Source organism: Cyanobacterium sp. (assembly GCF_054166785.1).
This window is the reverse complement of the sequence record NZ_JBSZCP010000055.1, coordinates 13,140-33,832: the sequence shown is the minus strand read 5'-3', so window position 1 is coordinate 33,832 and position 20,693 is coordinate 13,140. Positions and strand designations below refer to the sequence as shown.

Here is a 20,693-nt window from a genome sequence, read left to right as displayed (position 1 = left end):
TTTATTTATTTTTTCGACTTTGCTATCAATGCTTTAACTTACCAAGCGCGTCACCATTACATTTTCTTGGGCGATATTTGTCCCGACGAAAGAAGCTAGGGAAGTCAATCCCTTGAATACCTTACGCACATTACTGCATCTCTATTATAGCGCATTATACTAACGATCAAGAAATATAAAGCCGTCATCAATGACAGGGTTTTAAACCCATTTTTTTTGATAAATAAATTAAAACAACTAGGATTTGCTCGATTAATCATAATATTGATTTACAAAAGAGCAACTTTTTATTATCTCCCATGATTTCACCCAATGGGGTAATTTATTCATATAACGTAACCCTATGATATAATCAGGTATGATATTTCAAAACCTTGAAAACTAGATATAGACGGACAATAGTCACCAAAGCTAAGGCTAAAAACTAATGTCTATAATCGTCTAAAATCAAGACTATGAAAGTTGTTGCCACTACCTAGTCAGCAACAGAAATTTAACTCAATGACCTAAAAAAGAAAATAAAATTAGGTCATAACACAGAAACTGTATATATTATAGATAAATTATGAAAGACCTCGCTCGATATAGAAATATTGGGATTTTTGCCCACGTTGATGCTGGAAAAACTACCACTACAGAAAGAATCCTAAAATTAACTGGTAAAATTCATAAACTTGGCGAAGTACACGATGGTGCCGCTACCACCGACTTTATGGAACAAGAGCAGGAGCGAGGAATTACCATTCAATCCGCCGCTACAAGCTGTTTTTGGAAAGATCATCAATTCAATGTTATTGACACCCCCGGACACGTTGACTTTACCATCGAAGTATATCGTTCTTTAAAAGTTCTTGACGGTGGTATTGGGGTATTCTGTGGTTCTGGGGGGGTTGAACCTCAGTCCGAAACCAACTGGCGTTATGCTAACGACTCTAAAGTGGCTCGTGTAATCTACGTCAACAAATTAGACCGTACTGGTGCCGATTTTTATAGCGTTGTTAAGCAAGTAAAAGAAATTTTGGCCGCTACTCCTTTAGTAATGGTATTACCCATCGGTGTTGAGAATGAATTTAAAGGGGTTGTAGATTTACTCACCCGCAAGGCTTGGATTTGGGATGACTCAGGAGATCCTTTAAACTACACCATCGAAGATGTTCCTGCGGACATGGTGGACGATGTGGAAATGTACCGTGAGCAGTTAATTGAGACGGCGGTGGAACAGGATGATGAGTTGATGGAAAAATATCTTGAGGGTGAAGAAATTGCCATTGAAGATGTTAAGCGTTGTATCCGTAAGGGAACCCGTGAACTAGCTTTCTTCCCTACCTACTGTGGTTCTTCTTTCAAAAACAAAGGTGTTCAATTAGTGTTGGATGCGGTAGTAGATTATTTACCTGCACCTAATGAAGTTAATCCTCAGCCCATTGTGGATTTGGAAGGTAACGAAACTGGTCAATTTGCAAAGGTTGATGCGGAAGAGCCTTTTAGAGCTTTAGCTTTCAAGATTATGGACGATCGCTACGGTGCCTTAACTTTTACCCGTGTTTACTCTGGTAAATTAGAAAAAGGTATGACCGTATTAAATACCGCTACTGGTAAAACTGAGCGTGTGGGTAGAATCGTAGAAATGCACGCTAACGATCGCATCGAGGTTGACAGCGCCCAAGCAGGGGACATTGTCGCCATTGTGGGTATGAAGAATATCCAAACTGGTCACACCCTGTGTGATCCTAATCATCCTGCCACCCTAGAGCCCATGGTATTCCCTGAGCCTGTAATCTCCATTTCCATCAAACCTACCCAAAAAGGTGGTAACGAAAAAATGGGTATGGCTCTTAGTAAAATGGTACAAGAAGATCCTTCTTTCTATGTGGAAACTGACCAAGAAAGCGGAGAAACCATCATTAAAGGGATGGGTGAATTACACCTCGATATTAAGGTGGACATTCTCAAACGTACCCACGGGGTAGAAGTGGAAGTAGGTAAACCTCAAGTAGCTTACCGTGAGTCTATCACCAAGGTAATTAACGATAGTTACACCCACAAGAAACAGTCTGGGGGTTCTGGACAATTTGGACGTATTGACTATACCATCGAACCTGGTGAACCTGGTACTGGCTTCCAGTTTGAGTCTAAAGTAACTGGTGGTAACGTTCCCCGTGAATTTTGGCCTGCGGTTAATAAAGGATTTGAAAGTAGTATTGAAAAAGGTGTCTTAGCCGGTTATCCCTGTGTAGATCTTAAAGTTACATTAACTGATGGTGCTTTCCACCCTGTGGATTCCAGTGCGATCGCCTTTGAAATTGCTGCCAGAGCGGGTTATCGTCAATCTTTACCCAAAGCTGGTCCTCAAATTCTTGAGCCTATCATGAATGTGGATGTTTTTACCCCCGAAGATCACATCGGAGACGTAATTGGTGATATTAACCGTCGTCGTGGCATGATTAAATCTCAGAATACCACTCCCATGGGTGTAAGAATTAAAGCTGAAGCTCCTTTAAGTGAAATGTTTGGCTACATTGGTGATTTACGTACCATGACTTCTGGCCGTGGTCAATTCTCCATGGAATTCTCTCACTATGCCCCTTGTCCTAGAAATATCGCTGATGAGGTTATCAAAGAAGCTAAAGAGCGTGAATTGGCTTTAGCCAAATAATTAAAACTATCAATTAGTTTTGTAGGGTGGGCATTGCCCACCTTTTTTGTTGATTATCTGCGCCAAGATACCTTGGGTAAGATTTGTTCTAAATTAGCTCTATCCTTATACTTAGTAGCAAAGTTAAGTAAAGAATCGAGGAGAGAATCAGAAAGATAATGGGGTTGTAAACCAAGATCTAATAATTTAGTATTTTTGGCGTTAAAGTAATGTTCCTCTAATTCAACCCTAGGGTTATCAATGTTATTGACTTCCACTTTTAGGCCGATGGTTTGACCTGCTTTTTGGACTAAATTAGCTAGTTCATTAATGCTAAACCTTTCCGTAAATTGGTTAAATACCCTAAATTTTCCAGCTTCTGCAGGGTTGGCGATCGCCAATTCCATACATCTTACGGTATCACGAATATCTAACAAAGCTCTGGTTTGCTGTCCGCTACCATATACAGTGAGAGGATGTCCGAGGGCTGCTTGAATACAAAAACGGTTTAAAGCCGTACCAAATACGCCATCATAATCAAGACGGTTAACCAACATTTCATCCATGCCAGTTTCCTCGGTTAAAACACCATAAACAATACCTTGGTTTAAATCCGTGGCACGAATACCCCAAACTTTACAAGCAAAATGGATATTGTGGCTATCATGTACCTTACTCAAGTGATAGAAACTGCCGGGCTGTTTAGGATAGGGTAATACATCCTTACGACCATTATGTTCAATTTCGATATAACCTTCTTCAATATCAATATTAGGAGTACCATATTCACCCATAGTACCGAGTTTTACTAAATGGGTATCAGGAAATTCCTCCTTAAGGGCATAGAGAATGTTAAGAGTACCTACCACATTATTAACTTGGGTAAATACAGCGTGTTCCCTATCAATCATAGAATAAGGGGCGCTGCGTTGTTCCCCAAAGTGGACTACAGATTCAGGCTCAAATTGACGAAAAGCCTTGATCAAAAAATCATAATTAGTAATATCACCGATGAATAGTTCAATTTTTTTACCCGTTAGCTCATACCAACGCTGAATACGTTGTTGGATAGGGGCGATGGGAGTTAGAGTTTGTGAACCTAATTTATCATCCCAGTGACGACGGGCTAAACTATCGAGAATTGCTACTTCATATCCTTTATTGGAGAGGTGCAGGGCTGTTGCCCATCCACAATAACCATCTCCACCTATTACTAATGCTTTCATCTTACTTATTTGTAGTTTAATATCAATATTTAGGTTAATTTACCAATTATTGGTACTCAAAAGATCATTTAATATGACTTTTTTTTGCTTAAAGTCCACATTATCACTAAATTTCCGTTTCTATTATTGTAGATGTGTTGGTTAATACATTTAATAGGGGAGAGGGAATAATTGATAATTGATAAATAATTATTTCTTGCTTTTACTCATTACCCATTACTCATTACCCATTACCCATTACCCATTACCCATTACTCATTACTCATTACCCATTACCCATTACTCATTACCCATTACCCATTATCCATTACCCATTACCCATTACTCATTACCCATTATCCATTACCCATTACCCATTACTCATTACTCATTACCCATTACCCATTACCCATTACCCATTACCCATTACCCATTACCTATTACCCATTACTCATTACCCATTACTCATTACTCATTACCCATTACCCAATCTAAACAACTGTCAATTCAAGAACACCATTAATTGATAAAATTGAGCTAATAATCAATTGCATTAATTTAAGAGGGATCAACGGAAATTATGACAAATTCCCCGTTTTATCAAGGAATACAGTACTTTAAAGAAGATTTACCCCACTTTGCTGAATATGGTGCAGAAAGTGCGATCGCCCCTAATGATACCGCCATCGCCTCTGCCACCGACAAAAAAGCAGTATATCAAACCCTTCTCGCCGCTGATGCCCTACGTTATCTAACCCTACATATTACCGCCACCAAACAATCAGGACATCCTGGGGGTTTTGCTAGTATCGCCGATGCGATCGCCGCTTTAGTCATGTTAGGACACAAAAACCTCATTACCGAAGTAGGACACCATGCCCCCGGGTTTTATAGCACCGTCTTTTTAGACCAATCCCTCGAAAAAATGGGCATCTACACCGTAGAAGACATGGGCAACAGATTTAGGGAAATGCACGGACTTCTCGGACACCTTTCAGGACAAATTCCCGGACTCCTCAACCCCGCAGGCCCCCTAGGACAAGGGCAACACTTCGCCATGGCAGGGGCAAAACTCCACCCCAACACCCTCTTTCCTGTTACCATCGGTGATGGCGGTTTAGGAGAACCCTACATCATGAGTAGTTTTGGACACTTTAATACTGCCTATCCCCAAGCTACTAACTTCCTACCCATCCTCGTTTGGAATGGATACTCCCAAGAACATCATAGTATGGTATCCACCAAAACCAACGAAGAGATGATCGCCTACTGGCAAGGCAACGGCTTCCAAGAAATCATCCTCGTTAATGCCAAAGATTATGACGACAGTAACCAAGCAGGAGAATACGTAGATAGCACCAAATTCTCCTTCGCTAAACGCCTAGAATTTACCCAAGCAATCCTCGAAGCCACCGATAGAGCCGCCAAATCAGCCCTTGGGGGTAAACTCACCGTCTTAATTGTCAAACAGTTAAAGGGCGCTGGAGTCCACAAAACAGGGTCAAAATCCCATAACCTCTACCCCGGAGATAGCCTCGACAAAGATTATATTGCCTCCGCCCTCCAAGAAAGAGCATTATCCAAAGAGGCTTGGGAATTAGTGCGTAGTAACTTCTCCCGTGCTAACGGAGGCCCTAACGTGGAAGTTGCCGTCACTGAAAAAGAATTACCCTTGTCCGACTTAGGCACATTACCCCTTACTGAATATCCCGTAGGCGGAGAGAAAAAAGTATCCACCACCGCCATGGGAGAATTAGTAGTCCATGTGGGTAAACAAGATCCTAATTTCATCGTTACCAATGCCGATGGTAATGCCGCTTCAGGTATAAATAACATCAACATCGGTTTAAAAATCCTTCACCCCACCACCGACGAAACCTACTTCCAACAACCCCAAGGACAGGTTTATGAGCCTTTGAGTGAGGATGCCTGTGCAGGTTTAGCCGTAGCCCAAGCCCTATTTGGGGCGCGTAGCCTTTGGTGTTCCTACGAATCTTTTGCTATCAATGGTTTACCCATCTGGCAAACCGTTACCCAAGCCATGGCAGAATTGAGAAGGGAAACCCCCTCCACCATTACCCTCTTTACCGCGGGGGCATTGGAGCAAGGGCGCAACGGTTGGACACACCAACGCCCTGAAATCGAAAATTACTTCGCAGGAATGATGCGTAACGGTAACGTATTCCCCCTTTTCCCCTGTGATGCCAATAGTACCCAAGCCTGTTATGAATGGGCGTTAAATACGAAAAATAAGGGTGTTACCATCACCGTTAGTAAGTCACCCTTACCCATTCTTACTACCTTTGAGCAAACCAGAGAAGCCCTTAAAAAAGGTGGGGTAATTCTCCATGAATCTGGAGGAGATAAAAAAGTTGTTTTTGCCGTCATTGGTGATATGACTTTAATTCCTGTGTTTGAAGCTGCCAAAGCCCTAGAAGCGGAAGGAATTGGGATACGTATTGTTTCAATTATTAATCCCCGTCGTTTATATCGTCCTACGGATGTGGCATGGGAAACCTGTACCGCTAAGGATGGTAATTTCCTTGATGATGCTGGTTTTGAGGCTCTCTTTGGGGGCGATGCCCTTATTGGTGTAACGGGTGGCACTAGCGGAATGTTAGAGCCTATTATGTTGCGCAGTAACGTTAAACGGGATACCTTTGCTTGGAAGCGTGGGGAAACCACCGCCAGTGCTGGGGAGTTGATGGCGTTTAATGGTTTAACGGCGGAAGCTCTTACTACCAGAGCAAAAGGTTTACTATAATTTTCTCTGTAGGGTGGGCGTTGCCCACCTTCTTTATGTATCGCTCATTAATTATTTAAGTTTTGCCAAATTTGATTGTAATGGGCGATCGCACTTTGGGGTAAAGGTTCGATAAACTCGCTTTTAGCAAAAATTTCTTCACTCATTGTTACCCGATTATTGCCAGTTTCAGCCCTTAGAATAGGAGAATTTCCCTTCGTAAAAAAGTTAATTCTTGTAGCAGAATCATCCTCCCAACAATAATTTATCCAGCGATAAATTTCCGTCAATTTTTCCTCAGAAAAATTATCTTCATAAGGATTAACCCACATATCAGCCCAAAGACTCGTTCCAGATTTAGGTATGATAGCCTTAATATTTCTATGTTGCTCTAACACAGGCAAAATATCCGTTGACCAACCCACCGCTAAGGATGTATCACCATTGATTAAAGGCTGTAAATAATTAGTAGAATCATAAAATTTTACCTGATTATTTAAACTCATTAACTCCTGATTAATTTCTGGAATTTCTTGAATATTTAAAGTATTGTAAGAATGTCCTAATTTTTTCAGAATTAAACCTATAATTTCTCTCGGTTGGTTTAACAAAGAAATTTGATTTCTTAACTCCATGCGCCACAAATCTGACCAATCTTCAGGGGTAAAACCCAAAGACTCTAACTTATCCTCTCGGTAAGCAATCATCGTATAACCCCAACGATAAGGCGCTGCCCATATTTCCCCTTCACCATCAAGACTTCCTTGAGCATTTCTAGTCACCAAATTTTGAAAAACAGGGGGTAAATTTTCCCAATTAGGTAAATCGTTTCTTTTGAGGGGTTGAATTAAATTATCTTGAATCGCAAGGGATAACCAATAATGTCCTAACGTCACCAAATCAGCCTTGTCTATCTTTGATTGAGTAAAAGGGAGAGGGGGTAATCTAAACCCAGATTCTTCCTCCGTAGAGGGTTTTTTTCCTTGCCATTTTTCTAAAAGTTTATATATTTCCCCTAAATTTGACTGTGGCTTAAAATTAATACTTTTTCCTTCATTTAATTCTTGATTAAAAGCTGTAATTAGTTGAACAGGGATTGAACCTTGGAGGAGTAATATTTTTAAGTCATGATTGGCTTGGCAACCAGCCATTAAAGTGCCGAGGGTAAGGGCTGTGCTAGTAAAAATAAAGGATCTACGGTTCATGGTGATAGGTTACTTAGCCTTTTGAGTAGGGTTTTTGATTAAATTTTTAGATGGTTTTAGATTCGTTATTGAATAAGGATTGCAAGGGAAATTAAGATAAATTTCAGCAAATATTAAATTTTAAGGGAATTATTAAATTAATCAGGAATATCCAGAACTATTTTAGAAAATGATCTTAATATGGTTATGAGAAATTATTTTTTAGCTTGTTTGCCTAAATATTTTATCTGAATATGAACGTTATTTTCGGAGTTACAGGGCGTAATTATTAGCAAGTTTTCATGGGATAGCCCTGAGTAAATATTTTCAGAAAAATTGAGCAAAACCAGCACTGTATATCAAGATATTGAGCTTATGACTGTACAAAGACAAGAAATTTGGCAATTAAACCAAAAAATAGAACAACTCTATACCATTGTAAAACAATTGGGCAATCAAATTGGTTGGGAAGGGGTAGAGGATTTATGTTTTAGTGTTCAAAATAACGAAGATTTTGAGTTAGTAAATGATTTTACCGCCCGTCAACAGGATTTTAATTTAGAGCAGATTGAGTCAGAAGAAATGTTAGGGGCAGAGTCTGATTTAGAGTCTCATCAAGACAACCATAAAGACGTTTTAGTAGATAAAGAACAACAAAAACCCAGAAGATTTCCGATCAACTCCCACCTTGAAGATGATATATCCTGTGAGGATCAAGTGCAACGATTGACGGCACAATTGACAGCAGCCTATCACCGTATAGCTTCTTTAGAAGATCAACTATTGGCAAATCGTGGCATCAGGGAAAATGGACAAAATTCTTTCTATGGCAATCATTAACTGTTCTGGGGTAGTATGTAAGAGATGAGATGCGATCGCACTTGCTCCAGCCCCTACCCCTTCTTTCACAAAGCCTTCCTCGTAGCACCGCAAACTAGGATAACTAGAATTAGTAAAATTTAACTGGGTTGCCAACAGCGGAACATCACCTACCATCTTCGCTAAATTTACCGTATCCCCCGTATCATCCTCCGCCACCCATCGAGTCGTACCCACAATAATATTATCTAAATTAACCCCAGTAGGGTAAAGGTCTTGAATAGCCAAAATTAAAGCATAAACCGCCAACATTTGCGTCCCCCCTGCCAACATCACTCCCACCGTCTCACTAGCTGCCATAGCCATCCCCGCCACAAAAATCTGCATCCCATCTCCTACCCCCGCCACCACCTCAAAAGGAGTCGCCGATTCAGAAAAACGAGCATTTCTCAACCCTTCCTCCACCACCTGCCACTTTTGCCCATGGTTACACACAGGATGACTACTATTAACCATTCCCCGTGCATCTATGCCCAAAGCCGTTAACACAGCCAAAGCCGTCGTTGTACCTGCCACCACACATTCACTTAAAATTAAATAACCCTCCTCCACTTCCTCTGCCAACTTCTTACCCCATGCCAAACCCTTATGATATAAATCCATCACCACCTCCAAAGGTAATGCCTTACCCGTCCTCAAACATTGTGCCATCTGTCCTTGTAAATCAATATTTTTCACCGCAGGGACTGCCACCAAACCAGCATTAAAAACATACACAGGTAAATCCCACATTTCCACCACCGCCCTAGTAATAACCGTAGGAGACACCCCTACACTAAGAGGAGGTAGAGGATAAACAGGATTAGCACTCACACCATTGACCAAAAACTCCGCATCTGCCAAAGCTGTATAACGACGAGATTCAGGAGTTGCCCCCGCCGCCGAAATACCTTCAATTAACGCCGTTTCCGTAAAGCCAAGGGTACAGGTAAAAATAGGGCGATGATTGCCATAGCGATTAAGCCATTTTACCCCTCGTTCATGGTTATTATAAATTTTCACGGCATCAGAAAAAGTCATTAGGTAAAAAAGTAATGGATAATGGCTAGTAAGTTCGTTCAACAATTGACCACGATTAGGGGCTTCACTCGTCCAATTTGATGAGATAATTAACTATTGTTAACAAAATATTAACTTAGTTATTATAAATTCGTGGATAAAATTCGTACAGTTTCCGACACCAGAAGGGCATTTTATCAGTATCACACCCGTCCAATCAACTCCATTTATCGTCAAGTAGTCCAAGAGTTGATGGTGGAAATGCACTTACTTTCTGTTCATGTGGACTTTAAACAAGATCCCATATATTCTGTGGGAGTATGCCAAAGTTTTGATCAGTTTATGACGGGTTATAAGCCCGAAGAAGACAAAAACTCTATTTTCAATGCTCTATGTAAATCCGTTGAAGCAAATCCTGAGGACTATCGTTATCAGTCAGAAACCTTTTTAAATTTTATTGAAGGAAAATCTGCACAAGATTTAATGGATTGGTTACTAAACCCTGTGTCAGAAGATGGTTTAGATGAAAATATTGTTAATTCTTTAAAGTCTATTACAGAGCGAGATAATTTCAAATATAGTCGTCTATTTGGCATCGGCTTCTACTCTATTATTAATAAACTTGACCCCGATTTAGCCAAGGATGAAGAAAAATTAGCGGCATTAACCGCTTCCTATGCTGAAAAATTAAAACTACCTATCGAGAAACTGAAAAAAGATGTTGATCTATATCGTAGTAATTTAGATAAAATCAATCAAATGTTAATCGTAATTGCTGAGACTATTGAAGCCAGTAAAAAGAAAAGAATTAACATGGAAAAACCTGAGCAAAAAGAAGAAGTAAATCAAGATACTTCGGAGTAATTTGTTTCAAGTCTTCATGGTGTAACAAAAAATTATTGTTTATTCTAAATTAATTTCTCTCAATATAGCAATCTTAAACAATTTGTGAATAACGGATCATTAGTATATAGATCAAGGGGTTAACCCCCCTTGTTAGCCCATGCTAATAAAGATATACTAATAAAATCTGACTAAGATTCAGTTTAACTATATTAACTATTTAGGTTACCAATTCATTATTTTAAATAACTATTAAATTGTAAATAATAATGTTAGATTTAAAAAAAATTAGGGAAAATCCTGAACAAATTTTACAACAATTAAACACAAGAAATTCTAACTATGATTTAGATTCTCTCCTTGAATTAGATAATAAACAGAGAGATATTCAATCGGTACGTACAGAGTTACAAGCCAGAAGTAATGAAATTGGTAAGTTAATTGGTCAAAAAATTCGTAATGGTATTAGCCCTCAAGGGGAAGAAATTGCCACCCTTAAGCAAGAAGGAAATGAGGTTAAGGCAAAATTAGCGGATTTAGAACCCCAAGAAAGGGACTTAAAAGCCCAAATTGAGGTCAAGTTATTAGAATTACCTAATCTTCCTAGTGATACTACCCCTGTGGGTGCTAGTGAGGAGGAAAATGTTGAGGTGAGAAGATGGGGAGATGAGTTTAAAAATCGAGTAGCTGTTGATAATGCTTTATCCCATGATGTGATTGGGGAAAAATTAGGAATAATTAATTCTGAAAGGGCGGTAAAGGTTGCCCAAAGTCGTTTTGTGTCTTTGATAGGTATGGGGGCGGCGCTAGAAAGGGCTTTGATTAATTTTATGTTAGACCGTCAAATTGAGGCGGGATACTTGGAAGTGATGCCTCCTGTGTTGGTGAATACGGATTCTTTACAGGGTACTGGACAGTTACCAAAGTTTGCGGAGGAAAGTTTTAAGTGTGAGGGGGAAGATTTGTGGTTGACTCCCACGGCGGAAGTGCCTGTTACTAATTTTTATCGTCAAGAGATTTTGGATGGTGAAAGTTTACCTATCCATCATTGTGCTTATACTCCTTGTTTTCGTCGGGAAGCGGGTAGTTATGGTAGGGATGTGAAGGGGTTGATTCGTTTACACCAGTTTAATAAGGTGGAGTTGATTAAGGTGGTGCGGCCTGAAACTAGCGAAGAAGAGCATCAGAAGATGGTAAGGGATGCGGAGGCTATTTTACAGGCTTTGGAGTTGCCCTATCGAGTGGTAGAACTTTGTACGGGGGATTTAGGGTTTAGTGCGAACAAGTGTTACGATTTGGAGGTTTGGTTGCCTTCGGCTAATACTTATCGAGAGATTTCTAGTTGCTCTAATTGTGGGGATTTTCAGGCTAGACGGGCGGATATTCGTTTTAAGGAGAAGGGGGTTAAGGGTACTGAGTATGTCCACACTCTCAACGGTTCTGGTTTGGCTGTGGGGCGTACTATGGCGGCGGTGTTGGAGAATTATCAACAAAGTGATGGTTCGGTGGTGGTGCCTGAGGTTTTACGTCCTTATTTAAGACGGGATGTGCTGAATTAGAAACTAAAATATTAAACATTGCTTAATCATGGTATAAGGTATGACTGGATTATGTAAATAAATCATTATTTGAGATGTTATGACGATCCCAAATGAGTCATGAGATATGATCCCCCCTAACCCCCCTTAATAAGGGGGGAACCTACTTTTAAGTTTTCATAAATGATTTAGGGTTGCTATATCACTATTGCCCATTGCCTATTCCCCGCCCACCTAAACGAGAAATCATCTCTAAAATTAGCAACGCTAAATATTAAACAAATGAAACAATATGCCCCTGCTACCCTGAGAAATAGAGAGCCGATTTTAGAGGTTTTAAGGGAGGTGTTTCCCCAGAATGGTAGTATTTTAGAAATTTCTAGTGGTACGGGGGAACATTGTGTTTATTTTGCTCCCCATTTTCCTCGATGTACTTGGATTCCTTCGGATATAAGTGAAAGTGCGATCGCCAGTATCACTGCATGGAAACAAGAATCGGGACATCCAAATATTCAAAATCCTAAAATTATCGATGTGACGAAACCTCAATGGTATGAGTCTTTGATGGATCACAATATAAGGGCGATCGCCTGTATTAATATGATTCACATTGCCCCTTGGGATGCCTGTGGGGGTTTAATGGTAGGGGCAGGGAAAATACTAAAAAATGGAGATAAACTATACCTGTATGGACCCTATAAACGAAATAATCAACATACAGCCCCTAGCAACGAACAATTTGATCAATCTTTGCAAAATAGAAACCCTGCGTGGGGAGTTAGAAACCTTGAAACCGTAGTAGAAGAAGCCCAAAAAAGTCAATTATTTTTACAAAAAATCATCGAGATGCCTAGCAATAATTTTTCCGTGATTTTTGAGAAAAAATGTTAAATTTTATAATAACTTCTAAGAGTTTTTTTCATAGAAGTGATATTCTAAAAAGTGAGAAAAAATAAAATAACCAATAGATTAAGACCCATGGCAGAGTATCAAATTTTAAATTCTCACAGTCAATATTGTGATTGTTTATCCATAAAATTACAACTTATTCCTGTGGCAGATACTCCCTCTCAGTTTCAAGTCTGTCTTAATCTTGAGTTTACCCCCCAAGAAAAAAAAATCCTTAATGGTAGTGTAAAATTTGCTCTGAGGGTAGTTAGACTACACTTAAACTTAGAAAATATTCGTCTGATTGAAACTCAAGAAATCAAATCTCCTCTAATAAAAAAAATTGATAATCCTCTATCTCGTCTTCCCTATTGGGAGATTAGACACTTGATGGATAGTAAATTTTTAGAAGGTCATTTAGATAACGTTATTTTAGGTACAGTGGAAGTAAAAGCAACTCCCTATCAATTAACAGCCACTTTAAAAAGTAAATTAGCCCATGTTTATTTAAGTGAAATAGAAGGATTATGGCGCCATGATATTACCCCGAATAAACACGCTGTTTTAGAAAGAAAACTGGCTAAATTTATTTGGCAAACTAATTTAAAACCTTTTGTGAGTGAAACTATTTTTAGCTCTGAGGGGGTTAATTCTTCTTCTGAAAGTCAAGAAAAAGAGGGGGATTTATTAACGGAATTAAAAGAGACATTACAAATTATTTATCAAACTCCCAAGGATGATTTTTCTGATTTGGCACAGATTGCTGGTTTAAATCCTTTGGTTGATTTTGCTGGAGGAGATTTGACGGGGGCAAATTTGAGTGGCTTAAAATTGAGTAGTGCGGACTTTAAATATGCTAATTTACGGGGTGCTGATTTGACGGATGTGGATTTGAGCGAGGGTAATATTAGTTACGCTAAGTTGAATGGTGCTGACTTAACGGGTGCTTATTTGGAGGGGGCGAATTTGAGGTTTTCTAACCTTCAATCGGCGAGTTTAGCCTTGGCAAATTTAATTGGTGCTGATTTGACGGGGGCAAATTTACTTAAAGCAAACCTAACTAAAACAAGTTTGGCACAGGCATTGGTAGAGGGCGCGATTTTTGCAGATAATATTCAGGGTTAATGCGGTGCTATAATTATAAGCTGATCATTTTGATAGTTATTCATGAGTATCCCCATTCAACGTCAATACAATTCCCCTAACTGTACATTTTCTTTACATGGTTTTAGTGATGACAGTAACAATGTGTCCAATGGTATGCCTGTAATGACGGTATTAACTGAGGCTAAGTGTCAAATTTTGGGTAATCCGACGGTGTTGAGTGGGGGGGTTACTTTTGTGGCAAATTTACTTCGGGCGGTTAGTGCCTATGGACAGGAGTTGTTAAGTGGTTTGACTCATTCTTGGGCGACGGAGGATGATAGTGATTATGTTTATTTACGTAAAATTCCTCAAAAAAATCGTCATGTGTTGGTGTGGCAAGAAAAAAAAGAAGATACTGAAAATCAATTAGAAATTGAGTTAAGCACGGTACAGTTGTTTGACTTGTTGGAAACCTTGGATCAGTTTTTGGCGGATAGTTCCACTTTACCCCATTTAAGTGATAGCCTTTCCCCTGTGTCTCGGCGCTATCGTCAGATGGAGGTTTCTTTGGTCGAGCAATCAACTCCCGCAGTGCTTGGTATGGCTGGTTTTGCCCTGAGTGCGATCGCCCTTTTCCTCATTCCTATCCCCAACGAAATTTCTGACCCCAATCTTGAACCCATTCCCCCAAGGGAAGAAAATATAGAAATCGAACCAGAATTACCCTTAGAACCCCCTGCCGTAGAATAATATAAAGAATACGATGAAAGTTATTTTAATTAGTGGTGCTAGTCGAGGTATCGGTTTAAAAGTTGCCGAACAATTAATTAAAGAAAATTATTACCTTAGCTTAGGGGTAAGAAACCCCGCCGATTTAGATAATAGTATTTTTGCAAACCATGAAAAAGTGTTAATTTGTCCCTATGAAGCCACAGAAAAACAATCCCCCATTGATTGGGTAAAAGCTACCATCGATAAATTTGGAAAGATTGACGGGGTAATTAACTGTGCAGGAATCCTTAAAAAAGTAGCATTCGAGGATGACAACGAAGAAGAATTAGATAGTCTGTGGGAAATTAATGTCAAAGCACCTTGGCGACTAACCAGAGAAGCCTTTCCTTATTTAAAACAATCGGGAGAAGGAAGAATTATTAATCTGGTGTCCATGTCTGGAAAAAGAGTAAAAGGCACTTTGGCAGGATACTCCGCCAGTAAATTTGCCTTTCTTGCCCTCAGCCAGAGTATGCGTAATGTGGGTTGGGATGATGGCATCAGAGTTACCGCCATTTGTCCTAGCTTTGTCAACACTGATATGGTAAAACAAGTAAATCTCGACCCTCAAATTATGACCCAACCAGAAGACGTTGCCAAAGTAATCAGCACTGTTTTAAGTTTACCAAATACTGCTTATATTGCAGAAGTTTTAATTAATTTCAACCTAGAAAAATAAAGATATTTTATCATTGCCCATTACGTGATTAAGCAAAACATTCTTTTATGCTCTAACGACTCAGCCTAGTTTCCGTGGTAGTTAATAACTCTGCGGGAGTAAGCTGTAAATTATAGGTAATCCAAGTAAAACCACCCACAAAAATAGTAAGAGATGCCACCAAAGCCCCCGTTAAAACCCTTACTCTTCCTTGTAAAGACTTAATTTGTTTCTGGGCAGGTAATGCCAAATCTTCCACCACTTCTACCTGTTTTCCCTTAGACTCAGGAAATTCTACCAAAGTATAAAGCCAGTCCGTAATTAATTGAGGACATTTTGGTTGTAAATATAGCTTACAGCCCAGATGTTTTGCCACAGGACGGGGAAAACGACTAATATATTTTAGAGTGGAGTTGATACCCCATAAAGGACAGTATTTATTAATCAAATTTAAAGTAGCTATATCATAAAGGCAACCAATAATTGCTTTAGCACTGGCTTCTTCTCTTTTAAATAATTGTTCTAATAAAACTAAAATTTCTCTCAGTTTTTCTTCTTCTTGTTGATATTCTTGTAAAGTTTTTTTCTTACTCATGGGATTATAAATGATTATTATTGCTTATTGGATCTTAACATTGTCTTTAGATCTTAGGTCATTACTATATTAGTAGTAAAATATTTAAAGGTCTTTAAATTAAATATATTTTTGTTTTATTTGCCTATTTTAAAGTATAGCAAATTAGTTTTTAATAATGATAAATACCATTAAACTTGATCATTTTTTGGCTTCAAATTATTAATCCCCAAGGTGCATTGAGATAAAATCTAGGATAAACTAGAGTGGATTTTCGTTACGGAGATAAATCACTATTTATACCCCGCCCCTTGCCCGTTTAATTGAACAGTTGCAAAAGTTGCCCGGTGTTGGACCAAAAAGCGCTCAAAGATTAGCTTTACACATTCTCAAACGCCCCGATAAAGATGCCGAAAATTTGGCTCAGGCGATTATGGATGCGAAAAAAAGGGTTGGTTTTTGTCAGCGTTGTTTTCATCTTTCCGCCGAACCGATTTGTAATATTTGTAGTAATCCTAACCGTGATGAAACTGTTATATGTGTAGTGGCAGACTCCAAGGATGTAATTGCCTTAGAGAAAACAAGGGAATATCAGGGAAAATATCATGTTTTGGGGGGAGTTATTTCGCCCATGGATGGCATTGGGCCAGAGCAATTAAATATTACTCAATTGGTGGAGAGGGTGAGTCGAGAAAAAACATTGGAGGTTATTTTGGCTATTAATCCTAGTGTGGAGGGGGAAACCACAACCCTTTATATTGCCCAGTTACTTAAGCCTTTTACTAGGGTGACGCGCATTGCCTTTGGCTTACCCATGGGGGGTGATTTGGAATATGCCGATGAGGTGACTTTGGCTAGGGCTTTGGAAGGACGCAGGGACATTGATAGTTGACAATGGACGATGGACAATGGACAATTGAGAAGGTTTTAGGTGTTTGTTTTGCTCCCAAAATCTTTTGAATCTCTTGTTTCTGGACATTTTCCCCTGAGATGGGAAAAAAAGGGATTTTTAGTCAGGTTATTTTTGTTTTTATATTAATTAATTGGTTATGAAAAAGTATTCTGTGCGTGTGTATGTAACTTTACGGGCTTCGGTGCTTGATACGGCTGGAACGGCGGTGGAGTCTGGTTTACATCAATTGGGTTATGGAAGTGTGGAGGGGGTACGCATTGGCAAGTATATTGAGTTAAGTTTGACGGCAGAAAACAAGGAAAAGGCTGAGGCGGATTTACATGAAATGTGTGACAAACTTTTGAGCAATCCTGTGATTGAAAATTATCGTTTTGAGTTAAATCCTGTGGAGGCTTAGGTTATGAAGTTTGGTATTGTCGTTTTTCCTGGTTCAAATTGCGATCGTGATATTGCCATGGTAACGGAAGGGGTTTTAAATCAGCCAACTCGTTTTGTTTGGCACCAAGATACGGATATTGATGATCTCGATATAATTGTTGTACCGGGAGGATTTAGTTATGGTGATTATTTACGCTGTGGTGCGATCGCCCGTTTTTCCCCAATCATGAATAGTATCATCAAACACGCCGAAGCAGGAAAGCTAGTATTAGGCATTTGTAACGGTTTTCAGGTACTCACAGAGGCTGGACTACTGCCAGGGGCGCTGATTCGTAACCGAGATTTACACTTTATCTGTGATCAAGTTCCTGTAAAAGTAGAACATAATAACTCTATCTGGACAAAAAACTACTCATCGGAGGAAGTCATTTGTTTACCCATTGCCCACGGTGAAGGTAATTACTACGCTGATGAAGATACCCTTAAGGAATTAGAAGACAATAATCAAATTCTGTTCCGCTATTCAAGTCAAACAGGAGAAACAAACAATCAATCTAACCCCAATGGCTCATGCCATAATATTGCAGGTATTAGCAACAAAAAAGGTAATGTCTTAGGAATGATGCCTCACCCTGAAAGGGCAAGTGATGATACCCTTGGTTTTATTGATGGTAAAGCCTTATTTGCAGGACTTTGTTAACTTTATCTAACGTAGAAATTGACTAAAAAGATAAATTGGATTTAATTATCAGTTGTTAAAACAGTGTTTTTTTACCGTCGATTTTTCCGTCTTGCCTTAGTTAACATTCTTTCTAATTTAATGATTCCCCTCGCTAGTCTTGTGGATATGGCTTTTTTAGGTCATTTAAGCGACATTAGCCATTTAGCAGGGGTTTCTTTAGCATCGGTACTGTTTAATTATTTATACTGGACTTTTGGCTTTTTGAGAATGGGTACCACAGGAACTACAGCCCAAGCAAAAGGTCAAGATGATACCGAAGAAACCATTAAAATTTTATTGCGTAATTGCATAATTGCTCTATCTATTAGTTTAGTTATTCTTATTTTTCAATCACCCTTAAAAGAAATAGGTTTTAGCTTACTAAGTGCTGATGAAGATGTAAAAATTAGCGGTATTAAATATTATAATAGTCTTATCTGGGGCGCTCCCCCTACCCTCTTAAACTTTGTTTTCATGGGCTGGTTTTTAGGGTTGGGAAAGGGAGGGAATTTACTGTTATTATCTTTTGTAAATAAAACTACTAACATTATTCTTGATTATCTTTTTATTGTTTTGTGGGGATGGGAAAGTGCTGGGGCTGGAAGTGCTACGGCTATTAGTCAATATCTAACATCGTTGGTAGGTCTAGCTTTAATCATAAAAATAGTTGATTTAGCTGATTTTTTTAACCTCATTAAAACCATATGGCAACCTGAAATTATCCTGAAATTATTACTTTTAAATAGAGATATTTTAATTCGTACTTTTGCTATCATCTCTACTTTTGCTTTTTTTACTAATTTAAGTGCAAATTTTGGTACTTTAACTTTAGCTAGTAATAGTTTATTGTTACAAGGGGTTAGCTTGTCTGCTTATTTTATTGATGGCATTGCCTTTGCTACGGAAAGTTTTGCTGGAATTAGTTATGGATCAGGTAATAATAAACAATTAAAACAGTTATTAAAAATTGCCACTGTGGTAAGTCTATTTTTAGGGTTAACTTTTGCAGGAATATTGGTTATATTTTCTGATGCTATTTTTAATTTACTAACTAATCATAATAATGTGATCAGTGAGGTTAAGAGGTATATTTACTGGTTAATACCTATTCTCGGATTTGGCAGTGTTGCTTATATGTTAGACGGATATTTTTTAGGTTTAACTCAGGGATTTTTATTACGAAATTCCAGTTTAGTGGCTACTTTTGGAGGGTTTTTATTTCCTGCATTAATAGCGTGGTATTTTGGGAGTAATCATTTGCTTTGGTTGGCTTTGACTATTTTTATGATTATCAGGGTAGTTACCCTCGGTTATGGTTTATTAAAAATGCCGAATATCCTTCAATCATCGAATTAGTTGTTTTCCATATAACGATGAAAAATGCTACATAACCTATCCAAAAATAAATCAATAATAGGAAGTCATGGAGAAAAATCAAGAAAAGCAGTTAATTTGTAATTGGGATGAGTTTTGGGGTTATTGTGAAACGGTGGCTCAGGCTATCATTAATGATAATAAGTCTTATACTCAGGCGATCGCCATTATACGAGGAGGATATTATTTAGGAGATTATCTTTCTCGCCGATTTAATATACCCTTGGGAGTTATTGCCACCAAAAGTTATTCCGATGTAAATCATCAACAGCAGGCATTGACCATGGGAGAATTTTCTTGGGTGGAAAAGCCCTGTGGTAAAATTTTATTAGTAGATGATTTGGTAGATAGTGGTGTCACCCTAAAGGCTATTAAAGAAAAGTTGATCCGAGAGTATAAAGTGGAAGTTGATACGGCGGTTATTTGGCAGAAATCCCATTCTCAATTTCAACCAGATTATTATCATAGTATTACTCCCTCAGACTTTTGGATAATTCAACCTTTTGAAAATTAATTATAATTTCAAATATTTTTTATCCCATTTTTTAGTATTAAATTTTATCAAAAAGCGAACGTAAATGACTTTGAAGGCAATTCTATTTGATTTTAGTGGTGTTATCATCAATGATGAAAATATTCATCGTCAGTTAGTCAGCGATTTATTAATTGGTGAAAATTTAAGACCTTCAGGGGATGATTATTATAATTTATGTTTTGGTAGGTGCGATCGTTTTTGTTTAAAAGATATACTAGAAAAAAAAGGTCGTGTAGTTAGCAATGACTATTTAGATCGACTATCCATCAAAAAATCCCAAGACTATCGTTTAATGATTGAGGGAATGGAGAAAATTCCATTGTATGAAACTGTTATAGGTTTTATCCGTCAGATGCCTGAAAAATGCCTCCGTCTTGCCATTGTCACAGGGGCTTCTAGGGATGAGGTAGAGTTTATTCTTGATAAGGCAAAAATAAAAGAATATTTCGATGTCATCGTTACAGGGGAAGATATTGAAGCCCGTCAGCCTCAACCTGATGCTTATCTGTTAGCCATGGATAAATTAAACCAAAAATATCCTGATTTACAATTGAAAGCCAATAACTGCTTGGTTATAGAAGATACTCCAGCGGGAATTGAAGGGGCAAAAAATGCCAAGATGCAAGTAGTGGGCATTACCCATACCTATCCTTTTCATCTACTTCATCGTAAGGCTGATTGGTGTGTTGATCAGCTTGCAGAGTTAGATTTAGATTTAGTTAGTGAGGTATTAGCACGGGATTGATTTTTGATATATACTTATATATGG

General features: G+C 38.5%; 19 protein-coding genes. 15 read left to right on the top strand and 4 right to left on the bottom strand.

The window, feature by feature from the left end:
- The first annotated feature begins 562 nt into the window (after window positions 1–562).
- Window positions 563–2,656: an elongation factor G gene (gene fusA, locus ACXITR_RS11385; RefSeq protein WP_457997339.1), complete on the top strand. Its 2,094-nt coding sequence runs from the start codon at window positions 563–565 to the stop codon at window positions 2,654–2,656.
- 53 nt (window positions 2,657–2,709) lie between these two features.
- On the opposite strand, the gene ACXITR_RS11380 is transcribed toward fusA, so the two are convergent.
- Window positions 2,710–3,861 carry an NAD-dependent epimerase/dehydratase family protein gene (locus ACXITR_RS11380; protein ID WP_457997337.1) on the bottom strand — a complete coding sequence of 384 codons (1,152 nt, stop codon included), beginning with the start codon at window positions 3,859–3,861 and terminating at the stop codon, window positions 2,710–2,712.
- 559 nt (window positions 3,862–4,420) lie between these two features.
- On the opposite strand from ACXITR_RS11380, the gene ACXITR_RS11375 reads away from it, so the two are divergent.
- Window positions 4,421–6,604, top strand: a complete 2,184-nt coding sequence (locus ACXITR_RS11375) for a phosphoketolase family protein (RefSeq protein WP_457997336.1) — start codon at window positions 4,421–4,423, stop codon at window positions 6,602–6,604.
- A 47-nt stretch (window positions 6,605–6,651) separates the two neighbouring features.
- On the opposite strand, the gene ACXITR_RS11370 is transcribed toward ACXITR_RS11375, so the two are convergent.
- The gene (locus tag ACXITR_RS11370) at window positions 6,652–7,788 is read right to left on the bottom strand and encodes an extracellular solute-binding protein (protein ID WP_457997335.1); all 1,137 of its coding nucleotides are present in this window, start codon (window positions 7,786–7,788) and stop codon (window positions 6,652–6,654) included.
- A 354-nt stretch (window positions 7,789–8,142) separates the two neighbouring features.
- Here ACXITR_RS11370 and ACXITR_RS11365 point away from each other — a divergent pair, with 354 nt between their 5' ends.
- Window positions 8,143–8,607 (top strand): hypothetical protein, encoded by a 465-nt coding sequence (locus ACXITR_RS11365; protein ID WP_457997334.1) that lies wholly within the window; start codon window positions 8,143–8,145, stop codon window positions 8,605–8,607.
- Here the strand turns inward: ACXITR_RS11365 and cobT are convergent.
- Window positions 8,548–9,666 (bottom strand): nicotinate mononucleotide-dependent phosphoribosyltransferase CobT, encoded by a 1,119-nt coding sequence (gene cobT, locus ACXITR_RS11360; protein ID WP_457997333.1) that lies wholly within the window; start codon window positions 9,664–9,666, stop codon window positions 8,548–8,550. The two genes, ACXITR_RS11365 and cobT, sit on opposite strands and share 60 nt — an antisense overlap.
- Window positions 9,667–9,798: 132 nt before the next feature.
- On the opposite strand from cobT, the gene psb29 reads away from it, so the two are divergent.
- The 6 genes from psb29 (at window position 9,799) to ACXITR_RS11330 (ending at window position 15,450) form a co-directional block, all read left to right on the top strand.
- The gene (gene psb29, locus ACXITR_RS11355; protein ID WP_457997332.1) at window positions 9,799–10,509 is read left to right on the top strand and encodes a photosystem II biogenesis protein Psp29; all 711 of its coding nucleotides are present in this window, start codon (window positions 9,799–9,801) and stop codon (window positions 10,507–10,509) included.
- Between the two features lie 248 nt (window positions 10,510–10,757).
- Window positions 10,758–12,047, top strand: coding sequence for a serine--tRNA ligase (gene serS, locus ACXITR_RS11350; protein WP_457997331.1), 1,290 nt, complete (start codon window positions 10,758–10,760; stop codon window positions 12,045–12,047).
- A gap of 252 nt (window positions 12,048–12,299) precedes the next feature.
- The gene (locus ACXITR_RS11345) at window positions 12,300–12,917 is read left to right on the top strand and encodes a DUF938 domain-containing protein (RefSeq protein ID WP_457997338.1); all 618 of its coding nucleotides are present in this window, start codon (window positions 12,300–12,302) and stop codon (window positions 12,915–12,917) included.
- An 87-nt stretch (window positions 12,918–13,004) separates the two neighbouring features.
- On the top strand, window positions 13,005–14,039 hold the full coding sequence (locus tag ACXITR_RS11340) for a pentapeptide repeat-containing protein (RefSeq protein WP_457997330.1): 1,035 nt from the start codon (window positions 13,005–13,007) through the stop codon (window positions 14,037–14,039).
- A 42-nt stretch (window positions 14,040–14,081) separates the two neighbouring features.
- Window positions 14,082–14,750 carry a DUF4335 domain-containing protein gene (locus ACXITR_RS11335; protein WP_457997329.1) on the top strand — a complete coding sequence of 223 codons (669 nt, stop codon included), beginning with the start codon at window positions 14,082–14,084 and terminating at the stop codon, window positions 14,748–14,750.
- A 13-nt stretch (window positions 14,751–14,763) separates the two neighbouring features.
- On the top strand, window positions 14,764–15,450 hold the full coding sequence (locus ACXITR_RS11330) for an SDR family NAD(P)-dependent oxidoreductase (protein ID WP_457997328.1): 687 nt from the start codon (window positions 14,764–14,766) through the stop codon (window positions 15,448–15,450).
- Window positions 15,451–15,502: 52 nt separating this feature from the next.
- Here ACXITR_RS11330 and ACXITR_RS11325 read toward each other — a convergent pair whose 3' ends face one another.
- Window positions 15,503–16,024, bottom strand: coding sequence for a hypothetical protein (locus ACXITR_RS11325; RefSeq protein ID WP_457997327.1), 522 nt, complete (start codon window positions 16,022–16,024; stop codon window positions 15,503–15,505).
- Between the two features lie 310 nt (window positions 16,025–16,334).
- On the opposite strand from ACXITR_RS11325, the gene recR reads away from it, so the two are divergent.
- From recR to ACXITR_RS11295, 6 genes are all read left to right on the top strand, one after another.
- Entirely contained in the window at window positions 16,335–16,895 is a 561-nt protein-coding gene (recR, locus tag ACXITR_RS11320) for a recombination mediator RecR (protein ID WP_457997326.1), read from the top strand.
- 157 nt (window positions 16,896–17,052) lie between these two features.
- Complete coding sequence (purS, locus tag ACXITR_RS11315; RefSeq protein WP_457997325.1) at window positions 17,053–17,313, top strand: phosphoribosylformylglycinamidine synthase subunit PurS; 261 nt, start codon at window positions 17,053–17,055, stop codon at window positions 17,311–17,313.
- A gap of 3 nt (window positions 17,314–17,316) precedes the next feature.
- Complete coding sequence (purQ, locus tag ACXITR_RS11310) at window positions 17,317–17,994, top strand: phosphoribosylformylglycinamidine synthase subunit PurQ (RefSeq protein WP_457997324.1); 678 nt, start codon at window positions 17,317–17,319, stop codon at window positions 17,992–17,994.
- A gap of 63 nt (window positions 17,995–18,057) precedes the next feature.
- Window positions 18,058–19,371 (top strand): guanitoxin biosynthesis MATE family efflux transporter GntT, encoded by a 1,314-nt coding sequence (gene gntT, locus ACXITR_RS11305; protein WP_457997323.1) that lies wholly within the window; start codon window positions 18,058–18,060, stop codon window positions 19,369–19,371.
- A gap of 67 nt (window positions 19,372–19,438) precedes the next feature.
- Complete coding sequence (locus tag ACXITR_RS11300) at window positions 19,439–19,903, top strand: phosphoribosyltransferase (protein WP_457997322.1); 465 nt, start codon at window positions 19,439–19,441, stop codon at window positions 19,901–19,903.
- 64 nt (window positions 19,904–19,967) lie between these two features.
- Complete coding sequence (locus ACXITR_RS11295; RefSeq protein WP_457997321.1) at window positions 19,968–20,669, top strand: HAD family hydrolase; 702 nt, start codon at window positions 19,968–19,970, stop codon at window positions 20,667–20,669.
- Window positions 20,670–20,693: the final 24 nt, after the last annotated feature.

Coding starts and splice junctions, on each gene's coding strand:
- ACXITR_RS11380 (WP_457997337.1), bottom strand. CDS start 3,861: ATGAAAGCATTAGTAATAGGTGGAGATGGTTATTGTGGATGGGCAACA.
- ACXITR_RS11375 (WP_457997336.1), top strand. CDS start 4,421: ATGACAAATTCCCCGTTTTATCAAGGAATACAGTACTTTAAAGAAGAT.
- ACXITR_RS11370 (WP_457997335.1), bottom strand. CDS start 7,788: ATGAACCGTAGATCCTTTATTTTTACTAGCACAGCCCTTACCCTCGGC.
- ACXITR_RS11365 (WP_457997334.1), top strand. CDS start 8,143: ATGACTGTACAAAGACAAGAAATTTGGCAATTAAACCAAAAAATAGAA.
- cobT (WP_457997333.1), bottom strand. CDS start 9,666: ATGACTTTTTCTGATGCCGTGAAAATTTATAATAACCATGAACGAGGG.
- serS (WP_457997331.1), top strand. CDS start 10,758: ATGTTAGATTTAAAAAAAATTAGGGAAAATCCTGAACAAATTTTACAA.
- ACXITR_RS11340 (WP_457997330.1), top strand. CDS start 13,005: ATGGCAGAGTATCAAATTTTAAATTCTCACAGTCAATATTGTGATTGT.
- ACXITR_RS11335 (WP_457997329.1), top strand. CDS start 14,082: ATGAGTATCCCCATTCAACGTCAATACAATTCCCCTAACTGTACATTT.
- ACXITR_RS11330 (WP_457997328.1), top strand. CDS start 14,764: ATGAAAGTTATTTTAATTAGTGGTGCTAGTCGAGGTATCGGTTTAAAA.
- ACXITR_RS11325 (WP_457997327.1), bottom strand. CDS start 16,024: ATGAGTAAGAAAAAAACTTTACAAGAATATCAACAAGAAGAAGAAAAA.
- purS (WP_457997325.1), top strand. CDS start 17,053: ATGAAAAAGTATTCTGTGCGTGTGTATGTAACTTTACGGGCTTCGGTG.
- purQ (WP_457997324.1), top strand. CDS start 17,317: ATGAAGTTTGGTATTGTCGTTTTTCCTGGTTCAAATTGCGATCGTGAT.
- ACXITR_RS11300 (WP_457997322.1), top strand. CDS start 19,439: ATGGAGAAAAATCAAGAAAAGCAGTTAATTTGTAATTGGGATGAGTTT.
- ACXITR_RS11295 (WP_457997321.1), top strand. CDS start 19,968: ATGACTTTGAAGGCAATTCTATTTGATTTTAGTGGTGTTATCATCAAT.